Origin of the sequence: Bacillus paralicheniformis (assembly GCF_002993925.1) — a bacterium.
Classification (GTDB): Bacteria; Bacillota; Bacilli; order Bacillales; family Bacillaceae; genus Bacillus; species Bacillus paralicheniformis.
In genome coordinates, this window is the sequence record NZ_CP023665.1 from 3257839 (window position 1) to 3277405 (window position 19567).

Annotated in this window: 23 protein-coding genes and 1 riboswitch; of the genes, 10 read left to right on the top strand and 13 right to left on the bottom strand. The window is 45.6% G+C overall.

Annotated elements, in window-relative coordinates:
• Positions 1–3: 3 nt before the first annotated feature.
• Complete coding sequence (locus CP943_RS16550) at positions 4–1083, bottom strand: tetraprenyl-beta-curcumene synthase family protein (RefSeq protein ID WP_020452664.1); 1080 nt, start codon at positions 1081–1083, stop codon at positions 4–6.
• 14 nt (positions 1084–1097) lie between these two features.
• The gene (locus CP943_RS16555) at positions 1098–1877 is read right to left on the bottom strand and encodes an alpha/beta hydrolase (protein ID WP_023855831.1); all 780 of its coding nucleotides are present in this window, start codon (positions 1875–1877) and stop codon (positions 1098–1100) included.
• A 43-nt stretch (positions 1878–1920) separates the two neighbouring features.
• Here CP943_RS16555 and CP943_RS16560 point away from each other — a divergent pair, with 43 nt between their 5' ends.
• The 3 genes from CP943_RS16560 to CP943_RS16570 all read left to right on the top strand — a co-directional run bounded on the left by CP943_RS16560 (position 1921) and on the right by CP943_RS16570 (position 4334).
• A complete protein-coding gene (locus CP943_RS16560; protein ID WP_020452666.1) occupies positions 1921–2439 on the top strand; it encodes a gamma carbonic anhydrase in 519 nt (172 codons plus the stop codon).
• Between the two features lie 174 nt (positions 2440–2613).
• Positions 2614–3138: a phosphatase PAP2 family protein gene (locus CP943_RS16565; protein ID WP_026579034.1), complete on the top strand. Its 525-nt coding sequence runs from the start codon at positions 2614–2616 to the stop codon at positions 3136–3138.
• Positions 3139–3197: 59 nt separating this feature from the next.
• The gene (locus tag CP943_RS16570; protein ID WP_026579033.1) at positions 3198–4334 is read left to right on the top strand and encodes a glycosyltransferase family 4 protein; all 1137 of its coding nucleotides are present in this window, start codon (positions 3198–3200) and stop codon (positions 4332–4334) included.
• A gap of 41 nt (positions 4335–4375) precedes the next feature.
• Here the strand turns inward: CP943_RS16570 and asnB are convergent, their stop codons facing one another.
• Together asnB and metK are read right to left on the bottom strand one after the other, a co-directional pair.
• Positions 4376–6274, bottom strand: a complete 1899-nt coding sequence (asnB, locus tag CP943_RS16575; protein WP_023855828.1) for an asparagine synthase (glutamine-hydrolyzing) — start codon at positions 6272–6274, stop codon at positions 4376–4378.
• A 144-nt stretch (positions 6275–6418) separates the two neighbouring features.
• The gene (metK, locus tag CP943_RS16580; RefSeq protein ID WP_003184586.1) at positions 6419–7621 is read right to left on the bottom strand and encodes a methionine adenosyltransferase; all 1203 of its coding nucleotides are present in this window, start codon (positions 7619–7621) and stop codon (positions 6419–6421) included.
• 390 nt (positions 7622–8011) lie between these two features.
• Positions 8012–8149, bottom strand: a riboswitch (SAM riboswitch).
• A gap of 194 nt (positions 8150–8343) precedes the next feature.
• Here metK and pckA point away from each other — a divergent pair.
• Both pckA and CP943_RS16590 read left to right on the top strand, forming a co-directional pair.
• Positions 8344–9927: a phosphoenolpyruvate carboxykinase (ATP) gene (pckA, locus tag CP943_RS16585; protein ID WP_026579032.1), complete on the top strand. Its 1584-nt coding sequence runs from the start codon at positions 8344–8346 to the stop codon at positions 9925–9927.
• Positions 9928–10177: 250 nt separating this feature from the next.
• Positions 10178–11362 (top strand): dicarboxylate/amino acid:cation symporter, encoded by a 1185-nt coding sequence (locus CP943_RS16590; protein ID WP_020452671.1) that lies wholly within the window; start codon positions 10178–10180, stop codon positions 11360–11362.
• Positions 11363–11402: 40 nt separating this feature from the next.
• Here the strand turns inward: CP943_RS16590 and CP943_RS16595 are convergent, their stop codons facing one another.
• Positions 11403–11645 carry a DUF2584 domain-containing protein gene (locus CP943_RS16595; protein ID WP_009329422.1) on the bottom strand — a complete coding sequence of 81 codons (243 nt, stop codon included), beginning with the start codon at positions 11643–11645 and terminating at the stop codon, positions 11403–11405.
• On the bottom strand, positions 11646–12470 hold the full coding sequence (locus CP943_RS16600; protein ID WP_020452673.1) for an alpha/beta hydrolase family protein: 825 nt from the start codon (positions 12468–12470) through the stop codon (positions 11646–11648).
• Positions 12471–12615: 145 nt separating this feature from the next.
• On the opposite strand from CP943_RS16600, the gene CP943_RS16605 reads away from it, so the two are divergent.
• Genes CP943_RS16605 through CP943_RS16615 form a run of 3 tightly spaced genes read left to right on the top strand, consistent with a single transcriptional unit; the run spans position 12616 to position 15160 of the window.
• Positions 12616–13572 (top strand): ABC transporter substrate-binding protein, encoded by a 957-nt coding sequence (locus CP943_RS16605; RefSeq protein WP_043054601.1) that lies wholly within the window; start codon positions 12616–12618, stop codon positions 13570–13572.
• A 12-nt stretch (positions 13573–13584) separates the two neighbouring features.
• A complete protein-coding gene (locus tag CP943_RS16610) occupies positions 13585–14349 on the top strand; it encodes an ABC transporter ATP-binding protein (protein WP_020452675.1) in 765 nt (254 codons plus the stop codon).
• Complete coding sequence (locus tag CP943_RS16615) at positions 14336–15160, top strand: ABC transporter permease (RefSeq protein ID WP_026579031.1); 825 nt, start codon at positions 14336–14338, stop codon at positions 15158–15160. The genes CP943_RS16610 and CP943_RS16615 overlap by 14 nt, the downstream gene beginning before the upstream one ends.
• Positions 15161–15190: 30 nt before the next feature.
• Here CP943_RS16615 and ytkD read toward each other — a convergent pair whose 3' ends face one another.
• From ytkD to CP943_RS16635, 4 genes are all read right to left on the bottom strand, one after another.
• On the bottom strand, positions 15191–15667 hold the full coding sequence (gene ytkD / locus CP943_RS16620; RefSeq protein WP_020452677.1) for an RNA deprotection pyrophosphohydrolase: 477 nt from the start codon (positions 15665–15667) through the stop codon (positions 15191–15193).
• A 180-nt stretch (positions 15668–15847) separates the two neighbouring features.
• The gene (locus CP943_RS16625; protein ID WP_020452678.1) at positions 15848–16171 is read right to left on the bottom strand and encodes a hypothetical protein; all 324 of its coding nucleotides are present in this window, start codon (positions 16169–16171) and stop codon (positions 15848–15850) included.
• A 47-nt stretch (positions 16172–16218) separates the two neighbouring features.
• On the bottom strand, positions 16219–16623 hold the full coding sequence (locus CP943_RS16630; RefSeq protein WP_020452679.1) for a phage holin family protein: 405 nt from the start codon (positions 16621–16623) through the stop codon (positions 16219–16221).
• A 149-nt stretch (positions 16624–16772) separates the two neighbouring features.
• Positions 16773–17210 (bottom strand): Dps family protein, encoded by a 438-nt coding sequence (locus CP943_RS16635; protein WP_023855822.1) that lies wholly within the window; start codon positions 17208–17210, stop codon positions 16773–16775.
• Between the two features lie 133 nt (positions 17211–17343).
• Here CP943_RS16635 and ytzI point away from each other — a divergent pair, with 133 nt between their 5' ends.
• The gene (gene ytzI / locus CP943_RS16640; protein ID WP_020452680.1) at positions 17344–17487 is read left to right on the top strand and encodes a YtzI protein; all 144 of its coding nucleotides are present in this window, start codon (positions 17344–17346) and stop codon (positions 17485–17487) included.
• On the opposite strand, the gene CP943_RS16645 is transcribed toward ytzI, so the two are convergent.
• Together CP943_RS16645 and CP943_RS16650 are read right to left on the bottom strand one after the other, a co-directional pair.
• Positions 17481–17924 (bottom strand): FixH family protein, encoded by a 444-nt coding sequence (locus CP943_RS16645; protein ID WP_026579028.1) that lies wholly within the window; start codon positions 17922–17924, stop codon positions 17481–17483. The genes ytzI and CP943_RS16645 overlap by 7 nt on opposite strands.
• Before the next feature lie 131 nt (positions 17925–18055).
• Entirely contained in the window at positions 18056–18529 is a 474-nt protein-coding gene (locus CP943_RS16650; RefSeq protein ID WP_020452682.1) for an S-ribosylhomocysteine lyase, read from the bottom strand.
• A 137-nt stretch (positions 18530–18666) separates the two neighbouring features.
• On the opposite strand from CP943_RS16650, the gene yidD reads away from it, so the two are divergent.
• Positions 18667–18894: a membrane protein insertion efficiency factor YidD gene (gene yidD, locus CP943_RS16655; RefSeq protein WP_020452683.1), complete on the top strand. Its 228-nt coding sequence runs from the start codon at positions 18667–18669 to the stop codon at positions 18892–18894.
• Here the strand turns inward: yidD and CP943_RS16660 are convergent.
• Positions 18891–19460 (bottom strand): beta-class carbonic anhydrase, encoded by a 570-nt coding sequence (locus tag CP943_RS16660; protein ID WP_020452684.1) that lies wholly within the window; start codon positions 19458–19460, stop codon positions 18891–18893. The genes yidD and CP943_RS16660 overlap by 4 nt on opposite strands.
• Positions 19461–19567 lie beyond the last annotated feature (107 nt).

Sequence of the window (19567 nt, forward strand, 5' to 3'; positions counted from 1 at the left end):
TCTTTACGAGCTTTTCATCCACGGCATTTTTTGAATTTTGCGGTAGGCCCTTCCGTTGATATAGAAGAAGTAGGAAGTTTTTCCGCTCGCTTTAATAAGGCGCTTCGCCAGCCGGCCGATTTCCTTTTGACCCGCGACCTTATCGTCTGATAAATAAACACCCAGAAGACCTCTGTTGATCAAACGGTGAAAGTTTTCGTGCGGAATCCCGCGCAAATGTTCATCCGCCATTTCAATGAAATATTCGAGCCTTTCCATCATATCTGAATGTGATGGGTAATACGTGCAGAAATTCAAATCTCCGCCGATTAAGTCTTCCTCCTGGTCAATTAAATAATCGAGCAGGATGTGCAGTCCCTGTATGTACGGAAAATAGCTGTCGCGGATCTTTCCGGCCATCGATTCAGTAAAATCGGAACGGACGGAATACGATACGAGGCAGAAGATGCCGAGCGTTGAACCCGCACAGGCTGAGAACTCGTACCATTCCATTTTCGGCAAGGCCGATCTATAATTCTCAAACCACGCTTCGAGCCGGGGGACACGCTCATGCTCCACAACGTGTTTATGAACTTGCAGATCGCAGTAATAGCTGCAAAGCTCAAGCAGGTGCTGCTTGATCAAATCATAGTTCTCAATTTCCGCAAGCACGTCTTGGCACGTTTTCACTAAGTCGTGCAAATAGCCTTGATCATCCTGGTCTTCCCTGAACCGGTAATAGTTCTTCAATTCAGCCCCGACGGTCAGCGCGTCTTTCATTGACTGATGAAGCATGGAAAAATCATCCGGGTCAAGCGAGGTGCTCCGGTCGCATAGATTGTCGAGATAGTCGCTTATCGTCTGATACGCCGTAATAAACCGGATCGACTGCTCGATTTTGTCGCCTGAAAGGAGGGCCATAATGCCGCCGCCTTCACAGTGAAAGGTTTTATCCCTGATGCTGGCTTTCGCCTGCGTTTTCAGCTCGGGATTTTGAATCGTTTCAGCTTTTCGTTTCCACTTGTCCAACTCCTGATGAACAAGGGGAAAAACTTCTCTGTATACTTTAGCCATTAATCCAAAAGGATGCTCCGGTACTGCCAAAGAATGCACCTCCATTATGTCATATACTGTTCCACAAACGCTCTGGCCGCTTTAAAAACGTCTTCCCGCTCAGGCTCATTAAAAATTTCGTGGTATAAGCCCTCCCATTCCCTGTACGTCTTATTGTGAGAAGCAAGCTCGTTAAACCACTTGACGACCATTTTTTTGTCGACAAGCCAGTCTGTGCCCGCCTGCATGACAAAGAGCGGGATGTTGAGAAAGGCGTCCGTCGGCTCCATCGCGCTTTTCAACGCTTTTAACATTTCTTGATACCATCTGACAGAAACTTTTGTGATATATAATGAATCGTTGATGTCCATTTCGATGACTTCTTTGTTTCTCGTCGCTTTATCAGGCGTGATCCCGGATTCAAACCGCATGGACGGAGCCAAAACGTTGAGCCCTTTGGAAATCCAGTCCAAAAATTTGTTCGGCTTTAATTGCAGCCCGAGACAAGGGGATGATAAAATGAGACCGGCAATGCCGCTTTGCTGCTGCTTAAACCACTCGATCGCGATCAGGCCGCCCATGCTGTGCCCGAGCATAAATACAGGCAGTTCAAATGCTTTCGCCCTGGCGACCCATTTGTCCACTTCATCAATATATTCTTGAAACGAGCGTATATGTCCTCTTTCTCTTGTCGAAGTTCCCTGTCCGGGCAAATCCCCCATGACGACATTAAACCCGGATGAACGCCACATTTCGGACAGCCATTTATACCGCCCGTGATGCTCACATGCACCGTGAATGATGACGATTGAAGCAACAGGTCTTTCCGCTTCCATGCACCACATGCTGACCACCTCACACAATTTTATAAATGAAAGGATGAAACCTATGATCTACCCTTATAAAAAAACGGAACCCGTTATTCATGAAACGGCGTTTATCGCCGACAACGCGGTCATCACCGGAGATGTAACAATCGGAGAGCAATCAAGCATCTGGTTCTCTTCGGTTATCCGCGGCGATGTCGCCCCGGTCAGGATCGGAAAAGGCGTGAACATTCAAGACCTTTCCTGCCTGCACCAAAGCCCTGAGCGCCCTCTTGTGATTGAAGACGGTGTGACGGTAGGCCATCAGGTTACACTGCACAGCTCCGTGATACGAAAGCATGCCCTTATCGGAATGGGGTCGGTTATTCTTGACGAAGCGGAAGTCGGGGAAGGCGCTTTTATCGGGGCAGGCAGTCTTGTCCCGCCTGGCAAAAAGATCCCGGCCGGGCACCTCGCATTCGGCAGGCCCGCTAAAGTCATCCGCCCGTTAACTGACAAGGATAAACAGGAAATGGAAAGAATTCGCAAAGAATATATTGAAAAAGGACAATACTACAAATCCTTGCAAAAAAAAGATTAGCTTTGCTACAACTTTACCATTTTTTCACCGATAATTTAAGCAATAACCTTTTCGGCCGCACGCGTCTGCGGCTTTTTTCTTTTCCGAAATCTTTACAAATACTTATCATTTGCTAAACATTCATTTTTTACAATAAACATGAAGCAGCCATTCATGTAAAGGGGGTTATGACATTTGAATAAACTGATGGTCGGCATCTACAACTTTGAATGCCGGGTCTTCCTCGGTATGAACAGCTTATTTCACCAAAAAGCACTAAACCGTTACTTTCGTTCCTCAACACATCTGGGAGGGGCATTCTGCACGATTTCCGCTTGCCTGTCTCTCTTGCTGTTCGGATCCGGAAGTGTTCGTACAGCGGGGATCGCCAGCGCCATTGCACTTTTGGTCAGCCACCTTCAAGTCATGCTGATCAAAAAGCTGTATCCAAGAAAGCGGCCGTATTTAACGCTAAAGGAAACACAGGTTTTGCAAAATCCGCTCAAGGATCATTCTTTTCCATCCGGCCATACGACCGCGGCATTTTCCATCATTACACCGCTAATGATATTCTTTCCGATACTCGCGCTTTTATTAATTCCGGTAGGCATCAGTGTGGGACTCTCCAGAATTTATCTCGGTCTTCATTATCCTTCGGATGTTCTGGCAGGCACGGCCCTCGGGATATCAGTCGGAACTTTGTCGGCGCTGGTCTTCTAAGCCGGCCGTTTCTTCCAAAGCGTCACTGATTTTTTACATCACAAACAGGAGGGGAAACGATGAAAATTGCGATATTTACGGACACTTTTACACCGGATGTGAACGGATGCGCCAGAACGCTGAAAAGGTATACGGATTATCTTGAAAAAAACGGGATGTCCTATAAAGTATTTGCGCCGGAAAGCACGCATGAAACACAATTTTCGAGCCGCATCCGCCGTTTTACGAGCATGCCGTTCTTCTTATACCCCGAGTGCAGAATCGCTCTTCCTAATCTCATCAAAATGAAATCAGAACTCCGCGAATTCAATCCCGATCTCATTCACATCGCGACTCCTTTTAATATCGGCCTAGCAGGGCTCAAGCTTGCGAAGAAATGGAACATCCCTGTCGTAGGCTCTTACCATACCGATTTTGACCAGTACCTTTCATATTATGATCTTCAAATGTTTTCCAAACTATTATGGAAATATATGCACTGGTTTCATAAAGATTTTCGAAGAATTTTTGTCCCTTCGCGCGAAACGTTTATGCAGCTCAAAGCCAAACAATTCAGGAACCTCTCCATCTGGAAGCGCGGCGTGGACTGCTCGCTGTTCAGTCCGGCACATCAAACCGAACACATCCGCAAGCGATACGGCATAAAGGAAACCTATATCCTCAGCTATGTCGGAAGGCTTGCACCTGAGAAAGATTTGGAGACGCTGCTCAAGATCGCAAGTCACCCCAATTTGAAAGATGGCGTCCACTGGCTGATCGCGGGAGACGGCCCGTTAAAAAAAGAGCTTGAGAAGCGGGCTCCCCTCAATATGACTTTTGCCGGCTATGTCAAAGGAGAAGAGCTGGCAAGCATTTATGCAAGCTCAGATTTGTTCGTCTTTCCTTCTCCGACGGAAACCTTCGGAAATTCCGCGCTTGAAGCGCTCGCTTGCGGGACGCCTGTTATCGGGGCAGATTCCGGCGGCCTGAAAGACTTTATACAAAACGGAAGAAACGGTTTTCTTTCCGAACCTGGAAATCCGGATGCATTCACCGAAAATATATTGCGCGTCCTCTCCAATGTGCCGTTAAAAAAACGGATGTCATACGATGCGAGAAGCTATGCCCTTACCCAGTCGTGGGAAGTGATTTTTGACAATCTCTTCTCCGAATGTGAACGTGTGCTAGCAGATTTATCAGCTGAAAAACCGGCATAAAAAAAGAAGGTTTTCGATTAACGAAAACCTTCTTTTTTGACTTAAACGATAATGACTTCTTTTGGCTGATGGTTCAGTTCTTCCGGTACAAAGCGCTTTTCAACGAAAATGCTGTGCCAGATCATAAAGATGAGAACCGTCCAGATTTTGCGGCTGTTATCCGCTTTGTTGGCGCAGTGGTCTTCAAGAAGCTGAAGCACGTAATCTTTATGGATATATGCGTCTGTCTCGCTCTCTTTAATGATGTTCACGGCCCAGTCATGCATTTCGTTTTTCAGCCAGTGGCGGATCGGCACAGGGAACCCTAGCTTTTTGCGGTTTAAGACATGATCTGGAACGATGCCTTCCGCCGCTTTTCTAAGCAGATATTTTGTCGTGCCGTTTTTCGTTTTCAGCTCTTCCGGAATTTTGGAAGCCGCTTCAAATACGACTTTGTCCAAAAACGGAACGCGGAGTTCCAGTGAATTGGCCATCGTCATTTTGTCGGCCTTCAGCAAAATGTCACCGCGCATCCATGTGTGGATATCGACATACTGCATTTTGTTAATTTCGCTGTAGGACTTGCTTTCTTCAAAATATGGCTTTGTCACGTCACAGTAAGAGAGGTTGCTGTCATACTGGCGAAGAAGTTTTGATTTCATGCCTTCTTCAAAAATCTTTGCGTTGCCGATATATCTCTCTTCAAGAGGTGTACAGCCCCTCATTAAAAAGCTTTTCCCTTTCATTCCTTCCGGCATCGCTGAAGCTACGTGCAGAAGCATCTTTTTCAGCGGGGACGGAATTCGTTCAAACGGCTTTAATGAAAGCGGCTCCCGGTAAATATTGTAACCGCCGAACAGCTCATCTGCTCCTTCTCCGGACAAAACAACCGTAACTTGCTTCTTCGCTTCCTTCGCGACAAAATACAAAGGAATTGCAGCAGGGTCTGCCAACGGATCATCCAGATGCCAGACGATCTTTGGAAGCTCGTTCATATATTCTTCAGGGGAAATGATCGCGCTGAAGTTCTCCACGCCGACCCTATCAGCGGTTTCTTTCGCAACGTCAACTTCGCTGAAGCCTTCATGTTCAAAGCCGACAGAGAACGTTTTTAAGTTGGGATGAAATTGCTTCGCCACCGACACGATAAAAGAAGAGTCGATGCCTCCGGAAAGGAAGGAACCTACAGGCACATCGCTTCGCATATGGACTTTTACGGAATCAAAGATCGCGTCTCTTACTTCCTGAACAAGCTTGTCTTCTTCGGTCTGAACAGGCTTGAATTGAACTTTCCAGTATGTTTTAAATTGAATATCCTCGCCCGGGCGGACAGTAAACTGATGGCCCGGTTCTACTTTTTGCACCTTTTTGTCAAGCGTCTCAGGCTCTGGTACAAATTGGAATGACGTATACTGCTGAAGCGCTTTTTCATTCAATTCCAAATCGGCATCAACAGCCATCAGGCTCTTTCTTTCTGACGCAAAATAAACATGGCCGTCCGTTTTCGTAAAATAGAGCGGCTTAATGCCGAACGGATCGCGCGCTCCGTATAGGAGCTGTTCTTTTTTATCCCAGATTAAAAAAGCAAACATTCCGCGCAGCTTGGAAGCAGCTTCCTGTTTGTAGTGGCGGTAAGTCGCAAGCAAAACTTCCGTATCTGAATCGGTTTTGAACTCGTATCCTTTTGAAATAAGTTCGTCTTTCAGTTCTATATAGTTATAGATTTCTCCATTAAAAATAATCCAATAGGAATCATCTTCATAAGACAGAGGCTGTCCTCCGTTTTCCACATCGATGATGCTGAGCCTTCTAAATCCGAAGCCTACATGCTCATCATGATAGTACCCATCATCGTCCGGACCGCGGTGTACAATCATTTCATTCATTTGTTTAATCAGTTCTTCCTGGGCTGCTGTCTCGGATGATGGGCGATGATTGAATACCCCTACAAATCCACACATAGTATTGCCTCCGATTTTTTAAATTTCGTGCAGAAATCAAAGTCTGCTTCTTGATTAGACAAGTGTTTAAAGAAAAACGTTTCACATCCGCCCGCTTTTTGCCATCGAAAAACAAAGCCGCTTATGAAAGCGGCTATGCGGTTGTTATTCTCCTAATGCATCTTTCTTCAGCTGATCTGCTTTGTCTGTGCGCTCCCAAGGCAGATCGAGGTCGAGGCGGCCGAAATGTCCGTAAGCTGCCGTTTGTTTGTAAATCGGACGGCGAAGATCGAGCATTTTAATAATGCCGGCAGGTCTTAGATCAAAGTTTTTGCGAACCACTTCGATCAATGTTTCTTCACTGGCTTTGCCTGTACCGAATGTATCGATTGAAATGGATACCGGCTGTGCGACACCGATCGCGTAGGCAAGCTGCACTTCACAGGAATCAGCAAGGCCTGCGGCGACGATATTTTTCGCTACATATCTCGCAGCATAAGCTGCAGATCTATCAACCTTTGTCGCATCCTTACCGGAAAACGCTCCGCCGCCGTGACGGGCATATCCGCCATAGGTGTCAACGATGATTTTGCGTCCTGTTAAACCGGCATCCCCCTGCGGTCCTCCGATAACAAAACGGCCCGTAGGATTAATGAAGTACTTCGTGTTTTCATCGATCAGCTCTTTTGGCACTACCGGGTTGATGACATGCTCTTTCAGATTGCGCTGAATTTGTTCAAGCGAAATCTCAGGGTGATGCTGAGTCGAAATGACAATTGTATCGATGCGAATCGGCTTGTTGTTCTCATCATACTCAACAGTTACCTGTGTCTTTCCGTCCGGACGAAGATACGGCAGAATTTCCTCTTTGCGGACTTCTGTCAAACGGCGAGACAATTTATGAGCAAGCGAAATCGGCAGAGGCATAAGTTCCTTTGTTTCGTTGCAGGCAAAACCGAACATTAAACCTTGGTCTCCGGCTCCGATCGCTTCAATTTCAGCGTCGCTCATTGCTCCTTCACGCGCTTCAAGCGCCTGGTCGACTCCCATTGCAATATCTGGCGACTGTTCATCTATAGACGTTAAGACCGCGCAAGTTTCGGCATCAAAACCGTATTTTGCACGTGTGTAGCCAATTTCTTTAATCGTTTCGCGGACTGTTTTCGGAATATCGACGTAAGTGGACGTCGTGATTTCACCGCTTACCAGCACCAATCCGGTTGTCACAGATGTTTCACAGGCAACGCGGGCATTCGGATCTTTCTTTAAAATTTCGTCTAATATACTATCCGAAATCTGGTCGCAAATTTTGTCCGGATGTCCCTCCGTAACTGACTCTGATGTAAATAACCGACGGTTTTTGCTCATTTATGTTTCCTCCTGTATATGAAGATCAGCCGTGATCTTAAGTATGATACGGATCTCGTCCCTCTTGATTATATGACGATACTCGGGCTTCATACGCTCTCGTTTTGAAACAATTTCCATATGCTATTCTTGACGAGATTCTAAGTCAAAATTCCTCTTAATAGAATTTTTCCTGACTGGCTGCCCGGCTAGACCTTTCACGTCCTGTGAAAAACGCCCAGTACCTTCCTCCTGCTTGATACTCGGCTAAAACCTTTCACGTCCTGTGAAAAACGCCCAGTACCTTCCTCCTGAAGGCAGTTTTTTTAGCAATTTTTGGATCTCGATTTATGCAATAAAAAAACCTTTTCCTATTCGCTGAGGAAAGGGTCTGGTATTGCGTGCCTTTCACTCTTATCGCTCAAGGTATTGAACACCTTGCATCAGGTTAGCACCGTAGTTGTCTCAGAAACTGTTTTTTTCCATTAATAAGAGAAACCGGTTGCTGGGTTTCATTGGGCCTGTCCCTCCACCAGCTCGGGATAAGAGTATCCGCTCAATGAAATATCTTATCTTAAAATGGCTTGTTATGTCAATATCGGCCGCAATAAATTTAAACTTGTCTTTCGAGAAAAAACCCGAACGAAAAATGAAGAAACGGTATAGACTATAAGAGTAAATGTGTTATACTAATTCTACATTAATGATATACACATTAAAAAACACGCAAAGGAAGGTTTTTTATGAATTCTGTAGATTTAACAACTGACTTACAAACGTTATTAATGGGCGAAAACGTTCAGCTGAACTTATCCGTTCCCCTTTTGGTTGAAAAAGTCCTTGAACGCAAAGAAGGAGTCTTAACATCTTCCGGAGCCGTGCGGGCTACAACCGGTACATACACCGGCCGCTCGCCAAAAGACAAATTCATTGTGGAAGAAGCGAGCACAAAGGACAAAATCGATTGGGGCGCAGTAAACCAGCCGATTTCAGAATCCGCCTTTGACCGGCTGTACACAAAAGTGCTCAGCTATTTAAAGGAACGCGATGAATTGTATGTATTTGAAGGGTTTGCAGGAGCAGACGAAAAATACCGGCTTCCGATTACAGTTGTCAACGAGTTCGCCTGGCACAACCTGTTTGCAAGACAGTTGTTCATCAGACCTGAAGAACATGATAAAAAACCTGAAGAACAGCCGTTTACGATTCTTTCCGCTCCGCATTTCAAAGCCGATCCGCTCATTGACGGGACCAGATCTGAAACATTTATCATCGTGTCGTTTGAAAAGCGTACGATTTTAATCGGAGGCACCGAATATGCCGGCGAGATGAAAAAATCGATTTTTTCTATTATGAATTATCTTCTTCCTGAACAAAACATTTTACCGATGCACTGTTCGGCAAACATTAGCGAGGAAGGCGGAACAGCTCTCTTCTTCGGATTGTCAGGCACAGGAAAAACGACGCTTTCCGCCGATCCGAAACGGAAGCTGATCGGTGACGACGAACACGGCTGGTCCAGCACAGGCGTTTTCAACATTGAAGGAGGCTGCTACGCCAAGTGCATTAACTTAAGCAAAGAAAAAGAACCGCAGATTTACAATGCGATCCGCTTCGGTTCCGTTCTTGAAAATGTCGTGGTTGACGGCAAAACCGGGGAGCCGGACTATTCCGACGCATTCTATACGGAAAACACGAGAGCGGCTTACCCGATTGATGCGATTGACAACATCGTCAAGCCGAGCATCGCAGCACACCCGCAGACCATTGTATTTCTGACGGCAGATGCTTTCGGCGTGCTTCCTCCGATCAGCAAGTTAACGAAAGAACAAGCCATGTATCATTTCCTGAGCGGATATACAAGCAAGCTCGCCGGCACCGAACGCGGGATCACCGCTCCTGAAGCCACATTCTCGACCTGCTTCGGTTCCCCGTTCCTTCCGCTCCCTGCACATGTGTACGCTGAAATGCTCGGAAGAAAAATCGATGAGCACGGCGTCAGCGTCTTTCTCGTCAATACAGGCTGGACCGGCGGCGGATACGGAACAGGGGAAAGAATGAGCCTCGCTTATACGAGAGCGATGGTTCAGGCTGCGATAGAAGGAGAACTGGATAACGCCGAAATGAAGACTGACCGCATTTTCGGACTTCATTCACCGGTCCATGTTCCGGGTGTGCCTGATCAAGTGCTTGACCCGGCTAAAACTTGGACAGATGAAAACGAATACGAGGAAAAAGCGATCCACTTGGCGAATGCATTCAAAAAGAATTTCAAAAAATTCTCTAATACCGAAAACATTGAAAAAGCCGGAGGACCGCTCGTATAACTCAACCCGCTTGCAGCAGCGCAGGTATTCTGCGCTGCTGCAGTTTATTAAAAATCCGCTTCGCCTGTCAGCGGCCGATGCCATTTTCTGGACAATGATTAAAACGACAATCAAGCACGGCCTGTGATAAAACGCTTCCAATTCGCGGCTGTTATTATTTGAAAATACAGACTTTTTTTATTTTTAACAAAAGAAATCTTTCATATGATAATATGATAAAAACATTTGTATATATCAGGAGGACACATCTATGAAATTTGGATTACTGCCGAGAATTATGACGGCAATTGTTCTTGGTGTTATCGTCGGAAGCTTTGCTCCGCTTTGGTTTGTCAAAACAGCCGCTACTTTCAATGATATTTTTGGAAACTTCATTAAATTCGTCATTCCTTTTATTATTATCGCTTTTATTATTCCCGGCATCGGACAAATCGGCCGCGGCGCCGGAAAAATCCTTGGCATTACAGCAGGTATCGCCTACACGTCAACCATTTTTGCCGGCCTCCTGGCGTACCTTGTCGGATCAAATCTTCTCCCCGCGATCATTTCCGGCCATCAGCTGCAGGAATTTAAAAATCCGGAAGAAGTTTTGCAAGCAGGATTTTTCACCATTGAAATGACGCCGTTTATGAGCGTGATGAGCGCACTGATTTTTGCTTTCATCATGGGAATCGGAATCGCTTATCTGCCCGGAAAAACATTAAAAAACGCTTTCGATGAATTTCAAACGATCGTTGAAAAGCTGATATCATATATTATTATTCCGTTACTGCCTGTTCATATTTTCGGTATTTTCACCAATATGACGTTCGGCGGTCAGGTGCAGACAATCTTATCCGTATTTGCTAAAGTTTTCGTGATGATTATCGTGCTTCACCTCGTCATACTTTTGATTCAGTACTCCGTTGCGGGCGCTGCAAACGGCAGAAATCCGCTGTCGCTGTTGAAAATCGTGGCGCCGGCATACTTCACTGCGCTCGGCACACAATCGTCAGCGGCAACGATTCCCGTCACGTTGAGACAAGTCAGAAAAACGGGAGCAAGCCAAAAAGTGGCTGACTTCGCCGTTCCGCTCCTGGCCAATATTCATTTGTCAGGTAGCACGATTACACTGACGAGCTGTGCAATGGGCGTAATGATTCTAAACGGTCAAACACCGACTTTTTCGATCATGATGCCGTTCATTTTAATGCTTGGCGTCACAATGGTCGCAGCGCCCGGTGCCCCGGGGGGTGCCGTTATGGCCGCGGCCGGACTGCTGCAGTCGATGCTCGGCTTTAATGAAACCAGCGTATCATTGATGATCGCACTTTACCTTGCTCAGGACAGCTTGGGTACAGCAACGAACGTGACAGGAGACGGCGCTCTCACCATGCTGATTCACAGGCTGACTTCCAAAAAAGGAATCGGAAAAGAGGAAGATGTGCCTGCATAATACAGAAAAGCCAAGGACGCTACCCGCGCCTTGGCTTTTTTTAATTCGTCGAATTTAATGATACGAGCCTGTATGTTAAATGAGTCCGTCCGTCTGACCATTCAAGGCGCTCCGCCTGCGCGGTGCCGGTAATGTCGCCCCGCTTAGTCTTTCTGACTTCAAGCGGCACATGAAGAGGGTAAACCCGATAACCTTCTTTTTCAAGTGTAAACACATTTTCCTCAACCCGTGTTTCTTTTCCTTTTGTCACAATCATTGTATTAAATTCAACTGGCATTCCCACCTAAAGTCCCCCTCCTTTTCTCTTTTCTTTTAGTTTACCATAACTTGTCCAAGGCCGGCTTTTCATCCATTGAGACAATTCTCTTACAATCCGCCTATTTTCCCGCGGAGGAAAATAGTGGGTATATCGACTGAAATACCACGTATCCACAGACTTGTTTCTTTGCAGAAGTTCGCGTTCTAGACGCCGCGCATGCTCTATGGAGACATTTTCATCGTTTGCTCCGTGGATCAAAAGCACGGGCGCTTCGATCTTCTCCAGCTCGTCAAAAGGCGTCCTCCATTCGTACGCTTCAGGAACCTTTTCAGGCGTCCCGCCGATGACCCGCTTCATCATCCGCCGCAAATCTTTGCGTTCGCGATAGGTCATAACCATATCGCTGACACCGCCCCAAGACACAAACGAAGCTGCAGCTTCTTTCATTTCGATTGCCGTTAAGATACCCATGATCCCGCCGCGGGAAAAGCCAAAAATGTGTACGCGTCCGTCTTTTACCAGGTCATGCTTCTGCAGAAGACGAAAAGCGGCAAAAGCATCTTCCCGGTCATCACCCGCAAAGTCTTCATCGCCTTCTCCTCCTTGATTGCCTCTGTAAAACGGAGCAAGAACGACAAAGCCCTGTGAAGCGAACTGGACGATTCGGCCCGGTCTGACCATCCCGACGTTTTTAATTCCGCCGCGCAAATACAAAAATCCGTCATAATGTCCGGGAGCGGCCGGTTCCGCCAAGAGCCCCTTAACCTTGAGTCCTTGTGAAAGGTATGTGACGGAAAACAGACGCACCTTTTTGTTCGGCGATGGAAACCTTCTTTTTTCTAACCACATTCGTCACGTCACCTCTTTTTTAATCCGCAGCTGCCCCTCACACCTGTTTAGTATATAACATAAACTATTTTATGCCGAAAATAACCGAAATCAAAGGAGGGAAATCGGTTTGAAGCGTTTCTTTTTTACCATATTATCCTTCATTATGATGCTGTTTATCCTCGCGTCATGCGGCGGTCAAAAGCCCGAAAAGATCCGTCTCGCGGAAGTGACCCGTTCCGTTTTCTATACGCCTTTATATATCGCCTTGTCTGAAGGTTTGTTTAAAGAAGAAGGCCTTGATGTTGAACTGAAAACGACATGGGGTGGAGATAAAACGATGACTGCCCTTCTGTCAAACGGTGCCGATATTGCGCTTGTCGGCTCGGAAACGTCAATATACGTGAATGCCCAGGGCGCAAGCGATCCGGTGATTAATTTTGCACAGCTTACCCAGACGGACGGAACATTCCTCGTCGCCAGGAACGATGCGGGGCATTTCAGCTGGGATGATTTGAAAAACAAAACGTTCCTTGGCCAGCGCAAAGGCGGAATGCCGCAGATGGCGGGCGAATTTGTCCTGAAACAGAAAGGCATTGATCCCAAAAAGGATGTGGACCTGATCCAAACGATTGATTTCGCGAATATCGCAAACAGCTTTGCATCTGGTACAGGCGATTATGTTCAATTATTTGAACCCCAGGCCTCCATTTTTGAAAGAGAAGGCATCGGCCGCATTGTCGCCTCCTTCGGAAAAGAATCGGGCCGAATTCCATATACGACATTCATGGCTAAACAAAGCTACTTAACAAAAAACGAAGAAGCGGTCGAAAAGTTCACCCGCGCGGTTTACAAAGCGCAGCAGTGGGTAGAGACGCACTCTGCAAAAGAAGCTGCCGAAAGCATTCAAGATTATTTTAAAGATACCGAGCTTTCAATCATTGAATCTTCAATCGAACGGTATAAACAACAACGGTCTTTTGCCCTTGAGCCTGTTTTGGCTGAAAAAGAATGGAACCAGCTTCAAACCATCATGGATGAAGCCGGCGAGCTGCCGAAGCGCACCCCTCATCAAGAGCTGGTCAATACAAGGATCGCCGAAAAGGTCACAAAAAATCACTAGGAGGTGGCCGCAGTGTCTTTTTTGCAAGTTCAGGATGTCACACATACTTACTTTTCATTAAAGGAAAAAACAGCAGCGCTGGAAAACGTCAGCATTGAAGTCGAAAAGGGCGAATTTGTTTCGTTTCTCGGCCCAAGCGGATGCGGCAAAACAACACTTTTATCGATCATCGCCGGCATCGTTTCCCCCACGGAAGGACGCATCTTGGTTGAAGGGCGCACGCCTGACGAAGAGGATCGGCACATCGGTTATATGCTCCAGCAGGATTATTTATTTCCCTGGAAAACCATTGAGGAAAACGTCTTAATCGGTTTGCATATTTCCAAAAAATTCGGACCGGAAACAAAGGAGACCGCTCTCGGCCTGCTGAAAAAATTCGGGCTTTACGAGGTTGAAAAAAAGTATCCAAAAGAGCTCTCAGGCGGTATGAGACAAAGGGCGGCGCTTGCCCGCACACTCGCTGTCGACCCCGATATCCTCCTGCTTGATGAACCTTTTTCAGCCCTTGACTATCAGACAAAACTAAACCTCGAAGATTTGGTGTTCAACACGTTAAAGACGTATCAAAAAACAGCGGTGCTCGTGACTCATGATATCGGTGAAGCGATCGCGATGAGCGATCGGATATTGCTATTTTCAAAGCAGCCGGGCACCATCCATAAAACATTTGCCGTTCCTGAAGCGATCAGGAAGCTGACACCGTTTGAAGCGAGACAGGAACCGGAATTTCAGCCCCTCTTTCAGAACATATGGAAGGAGCTCAATGACCTTGAATAACAAACATCTGAAATTAAAAATTGACTTCCTTCATGAGGATTTTTTAAAGGAGCAGCAAGCCGAAAAAAGGCGGGTCCGCTTTTATCAAATCGTGATTTTCATCGTTTTCTTTTCACTGTGGGAAACCGCAAGCCGTCTGGCGTGGATCGATCCGCTGATCTTCAGCTCTCCTTCAGCCGTCTGGGCGCTTTTCCTCGAAAAGATGGGAGACGGATCATTGCCGGGGCATATCGGTGTCACCGTATTTGAAACCATCCTCGGCTTTCTGGCCGGAACATTGCTTGGAACTTTTCTGGCCGCCCTCCTATGGTGGTTCCCGAGGCTCTCCAAAATATTGGATCCGTATCTTGTCGTCTTAAATGCGATGCCGAAAGTGGCGCTAGGCCCCATTCTCATCGTGGCGATCGGCCCCAGCTTGACGAGTATTATTGCAATGGGCGCCATCATCAGCGTTATCATTACGACAATCGTCGTCTACACGTCCTTTCAAGAAATCGATGAAAATTATTTAAAAGTCATGAAAACATTCGGTGCAACGAAACGCGAGATTTTCAAAGAAGTCATTCTGCCCGCTTCCATTCCGACAATCATATCTACACTGAAGGTCAATGTCGGCTTAAGCTGGGTCGGCGTCATCGTAGGAGAATTTTTAGTGTCGGCTCAAGGCCTCGGCTATATGATCATCTACGGCTTTCAAGTCTTTAATTTCAACCTCGTCATGCTGAGCCTCCTGATCATCGCCGTCTTTGCAACATTGATGTATCAGGGTGTCGAGCTGTTGGAAAGAAAGTGGATGAAAGGCAGAGTATAACATGAAAAAACCCTGCAAATGCAGGGCTTTTTATTTGATGATGCCGGCCTTTTTCAGCTTTTCAAGACTGATCGTCAGGACGGAATCTTTCATTATAAAACTGTAATTTCTGTTTTTAGCGATATCTTTCGGGAGGCTCTTCAGCAAAACAGGGCCATTTGTCTCATAGTATGTCTGCTGTTTTTCGATCTTTTCGATATCGGCAAAATAAATATTTTTGACGATCACTTTCTCTCTGCCAAGAACTTTATATTGTCCGAGATAGGTCAGCTTTCTTACGACAGCGCCTGTTTCTTCCTTTACTTCCCGCAAAGCCGCTTCCTCAGCATTTTCGCTTGGTTCGACTTTGCCGCCTGGGAATTCACGGCCCCTGTCTTTATGATTTGTCAACAGCCATTGATCTTCGTAACGGCAGATCACCCATACATGCTTTGGTTCTTTTGAAAAAGGTTCCTTTTCAAAAGAAAGCTGAACCGTATTACGGTAAAAATCTTTAAATTCGTACATCCTAATCCCTCTTATCCGTTTCCTTGCTTCTTCCACTCATCATATCATATATTGGTTCTTTCGGTAGAGTTTTTGTCCAGTTCAGCTCAGTAATTTTATCGTTCCCTCGGGAACTTCAGTGTCCATTTCTGAGTGAGAAGGCAGCAAGGCTGGGTAACTCCGTGCTTGATGGTGCTTCGTTTAATCTGCTGAATTGAGTTCAGCAAGGCCGTTTTCACTGATAAACGACTTGGTTTCTTCATTGCCCAGACGGTAAAGCATCGAGTAAATGTCTTTGCGCAGTTCGTCCATTTTGTCATTTGCACTGTCATAATGGTATTCGACTGCCGGCACGTGAGCTCTGAAAAAGTTTATCCAGTCTTCTGAATACAGCTGATCAAAATATTCCCTTAATATAATGATGTCATCATCTGTCGCTGAAATTTGAAATTCCCACGGGGAAGCGTCTGAGCTCTGTGAAATCATTCCATCTTGCACCGAAACATAGTATGTCCTTTTTTCCAAAGCCAATCATCCTTTTTCGTGTTAGTATGACCAGTTGTGTTAAAATGTTACGGCTTTCCCCGGAGTTTTTCCTTTATGGTATTTAAAATATCCAATAACATCTGCGGCACGGGGATTCCTAACGAATGAGCCGTGCTTATGATTTGAAACGCTTCATATAAAATATAAAACATAATAGAAAAATCGCGGATCGAACTGCCTGTTTGCAGCATCTGATCAAAAAGGTGGGCAACGGATATAAGAAAGAGCGTCACCAATTTTTTCGCCAGCCTTGTAAACAGCCTCTTCATTGTAAAGCGATCTTCCACACATTCGTTCAAGCTTTTGCTGACAAATTCAATTCCCATGAGCGTTATTAAGATCATAAATAAATATTCGATTCGGCCAAACAAAAATCCGATGGCTGATAAACCGATTGTAAAGAGCGAAAAGATGCTTAAGTCCTTAAACATATGCTTCAACATCCTTTCAAAAAAGACTTTTCATAGCTTATCCTATGAAAAAAGACTTTGAAAGGCTTGGATGAATTGTTTGACAATTTCTAAAAAAGGCTTTAAAAAGAACGAAAATAAAAAAAGCTCAGGCATTGCCCGAGCTATTCTTACCCTAAGTAGGCTTTCAGCATCCAGTTGTGTTTTTCGATCGATTGATGAATCGCGAGCAGCATGTCTCCCGTCGTTTCATCATTGACTTCATCGGCAAGCTCCATTCCGCTTTTCAGCTCCTCAGCCACCGTTAAAAAGTCATTATAAATATTTTGCACCATTTGTTCAGCAGACTCGCTTCCGTCCGCTTCTTTAATCGCGGACATTTCCAGGCATTCCTTCATCGTTCCGACCGGGGAGCCCTGTATAGCCAAAAGGCGTTCAGCCAAATCATCGATATGCTCTGCAGCTTCTGTGTAAAGTTCCTCAAATTTTTCATGCAGCGTAAAGAAATCTTTCCCTTTCACATACCAATGATAATTATGTAGCTTTACATATAGAACGGTCCAGTTTGCGACTTGTTTGTTGACGGTTGTTTTCAATTTTTCAGACATAAGGTCGTCCTCCTTTTCGTTTACTTTTGATTTACCCGTTTAGCTTGTGCAGGAAACATTTCTTTTACTCTTTATCATGATTTTCTTTGCCTGATATGGTAAACTGTTGGAAAAAGCTATTCGGAGGTAAGTGATGATCCTCTTTTGGATTATTGTAGGAATTCTGATTACAGGCGCCGTTCTGGCCGTATCGCTTGTCACAACATCAAAAGCTTATGACTACAAGCATGAAGTCGATCCCCTTCCGTCGCGGGAAGAAGAACAGCCTCATCAGTGATGGTGGGCTTCTTCTTTTTCATCTTCTTCAGTCACATCCGTTGCTTTCCCTACCTTAATGTCTGCAACCGGCATTGTATGCTGTTTTTTCGCCGTGACATGGACTTGAACTTTGTAATGGCCATCTTCAGGAAACGCTTTTTCAATGCTGTATACGCCTTTTCCTTCATTCTTCGCTTTGATTAGCTCGCTATCTTCCTTGCTCCCGGCCTTCCAGCATTCAAACTCCACATCATCGGCATCTGCAACAGGCTCGTCCCCATAGCTCACGGTCGCTTTTATGACAGCCTTTTCATTTTTGGCCGCCGCTTCTGGAGCCGCCAGTTTTGCCGTCAGCACTTTGGGCTCCTCATCCGATGCCGCCTGCTTGTCCCCCTGGCTGCAGGCTGAAAGACCGACTGCTAAACATAAGAGAATAAACCATTTTCCCAAACGCATCCTATCACCCTTTTTCTATGATATGTATTACAATATAAAGTGTAGCAAAGTTCAGGGATATATGGCATTATTTTCTTTGTGAACAAAAAATGAAAACCGGCTCTTTTCTGAGCCGGTTTTTTTCAAACGTTTTATCCAAACACTTTGAGCAGATCTTCTTTATTTTGCGAAAGCCAAAAACGCATCATGCGCTTTGCGCCCTCTAGATCGTGAAGCTTTGCCTGGCCGCACTGTTTTTCGTTAGCCGCCGGAATTTCAGTCACTTCAACGGCTTCTTTGAACGTATCCTCAAGCAAATCAACGATTTCTTCCACTTTCGGTTCACCGCTCACCACCAGGTAATAGCCTGTTTGGCAGCCCATCGGCGAAATGTCGATAATATCAAAGTGGTCATATTTTTCCGCATACGTGCGGATCGTAAATGCAAGAAGATGCTCCAAAGTATGAATTGTATCAGGTTTCATCGCCTGCTTATTCGGCTGGCAAAAACGGATATCAAACTTGTTGACGACGCCGTCCGATCCCACTTTATGGACGCCGCAGTGTCTGACGTAAGGCGCTTTTACTGCATTATGGTCAAGTTCAAAACTTTCAACTGAAGGCATGGTTCCTCTCTCCCCTCTAATCGGTCTTTTTGTATTATATCATACTTTACCGATAAGTTTTCAGGTCAATGCTTTTCCTTTTTATGAGTTTTTTGCTTATATTATAATAAGGTCAAAACAAAAAAGGTGCGAAAAACATGAAAACCTTATTCCTGCTGCTCATCCGCTTTTATCAAAAATGGATATCACCGGCTCTTCCGCCGACATGCCGTTTTTATCCGACATGCTCCAATTACGGCCGTGAAGCGATCGAAAAGCACGGCGCATGTAAAGGCGGATGGCTCACCATTAAGCGGATTCTGAAATGCCATCCGTTCCATCCCGGCGGGATAGATCCCGTTCCGGAAAAAAAGCAAAAGGATTAACGCTCTTCCGGATATCCGTTGACAATAAGATCCAGTCTGCCTGTTTCCGGATTGATGACAAGTCCGTGAACAGGTACTTCCTCCGGCATCAGCGGATGGTTTCGAATCACGCTTACACTATCCCTGACGCTGTCCTCTACAGAATCAAAGCTTTTCAGCCATTGTTCAAAATCGACGCCGGAGTACTCAAGCGTCTCAATCCGTTCTTTTGGAATGCCTCGCTTAACGACTTTATCCAAAAAGCTGTCGCAGCTCAGCTTGCTCATTCCGCAGTCATGGTGGCCGATCACGCATACTTCATCAGCGTTCAGTTCGTATACCGCAACGAGAATGCTCCGCATAATACTCCCGAAAGGATGAGCCACGAGTGCACCCGCGCTCTTAACGATCTTCACGTCCCCGTTCCGCATATTCATGGCATGAGGAAGCAGCTCGACAAGCCTTGTGTCCATGCAAGACAGAATCACCATTCTCTTATCGGGAAACTTGCTTGTTTGGTATTTTTGATAGTCCTGCCGCTCAACAAACTGTTGATTGAACTGTAGAATGTTCTCCAAAAGTTTCATGGCTCATTTCCTTTCTAAACGCTTTTTATATCTAAATATAACATATTTCTTGTATTTTTTTCATAAGTCAAGTAAGATTTCCATTGTGCAAATCGAAATAATTACGT

What these genes read in the sequence shown, in the direction of transcription:
- CP943_RS16555 (WP_023855831.1), bottom strand. Translation starts at nt 1,877, where the DNA reads ATGTGGTGCATGGAAGCGGAAAGACCTGTTGCTTCAATCGTCATCATT.
- CP943_RS16560 (WP_020452666.1), top strand. Translation starts at nt 1,921, where the DNA reads ATGATCTACCCTTATAAAAAAACGGAACCCGTTATTCATGAAACGGCG.
- CP943_RS16570 (WP_026579033.1), top strand. Translation starts at nt 3,198, where the DNA reads ATGAAAATTGCGATATTTACGGACACTTTTACACCGGATGTGAACGGA.
- asnB (WP_023855828.1), bottom strand. Translation starts at nt 6,274, where the DNA reads ATGTGTGGATTTGTAGGGGTATTCAATCATCGCCCATCATCCGAGACA.
- metK (WP_003184586.1), bottom strand. Translation starts at nt 7,621, where the DNA reads ATGAGCAAAAACCGTCGGTTATTTACATCAGAGTCAGTTACGGAGGGA.
- pckA (WP_026579032.1), top strand. Translation starts at nt 8,344, where the DNA reads ATGAATTCTGTAGATTTAACAACTGACTTACAAACGTTATTAATGGGC.
- CP943_RS16590 (WP_020452671.1), top strand. Translation starts at nt 10,178, where the DNA reads ATGAAATTTGGATTACTGCCGAGAATTATGACGGCAATTGTTCTTGGT.
- CP943_RS16600 (WP_020452673.1), bottom strand. Translation starts at nt 12,470, where the DNA reads ATGTGGTTAGAAAAAAGAAGGTTTCCATCGCCGAACAAAAAGGTGCGT.
- CP943_RS16605 (WP_043054601.1), top strand. Translation starts at nt 12,616, where the DNA reads ATGATGCTGTTTATCCTCGCGTCATGCGGCGGTCAAAAGCCCGAAAAG.
- CP943_RS16615 (WP_026579031.1), top strand. Translation starts at nt 14,336, where the DNA reads ATGACCTTGAATAACAAACATCTGAAATTAAAAATTGACTTCCTTCAT.
- ytkD (WP_020452677.1), bottom strand. Translation starts at nt 15,667, where the DNA reads ATGTACGAATTTAAAGATTTTTACCGTAATACGGTTCAGCTTTCTTTT.
- CP943_RS16630 (WP_020452679.1), bottom strand. Translation starts at nt 16,623, where the DNA reads ATGTTTAAGGACTTAAGCATCTTTTCGCTCTTTACAATCGGTTTATCA.
- CP943_RS16635 (WP_023855822.1), bottom strand. Translation starts at nt 17,210, where the DNA reads ATGTCTGAAAAATTGAAAACAACCGTCAACAAACAAGTCGCAAACTGG.
- ytzI (WP_020452680.1), top strand. Translation starts at nt 17,344, where the DNA reads ATGATCCTCTTTTGGATTATTGTAGGAATTCTGATTACAGGCGCCGTT.
- CP943_RS16645 (WP_026579028.1), bottom strand. Translation starts at nt 17,924, where the DNA reads ATGCGTTTGGGAAAATGGTTTATTCTCTTATGTTTAGCAGTCGGTCTT.
- CP943_RS16650 (WP_020452682.1), bottom strand. Translation starts at nt 18,529, where the DNA reads ATGCCTTCAGTTGAAAGTTTTGAACTTGACCATAATGCAGTAAAAGCG.
- yidD (WP_020452683.1), top strand. Translation starts at nt 18,667, where the DNA reads ATGAAAACCTTATTCCTGCTGCTCATCCGCTTTTATCAAAAATGGATA.
- CP943_RS16660 (WP_020452684.1), bottom strand. Translation starts at nt 19,460, where the DNA reads ATGAAACTTTTGGAGAACATTCTACAGTTCAATCAACAGTTTGTTGAG.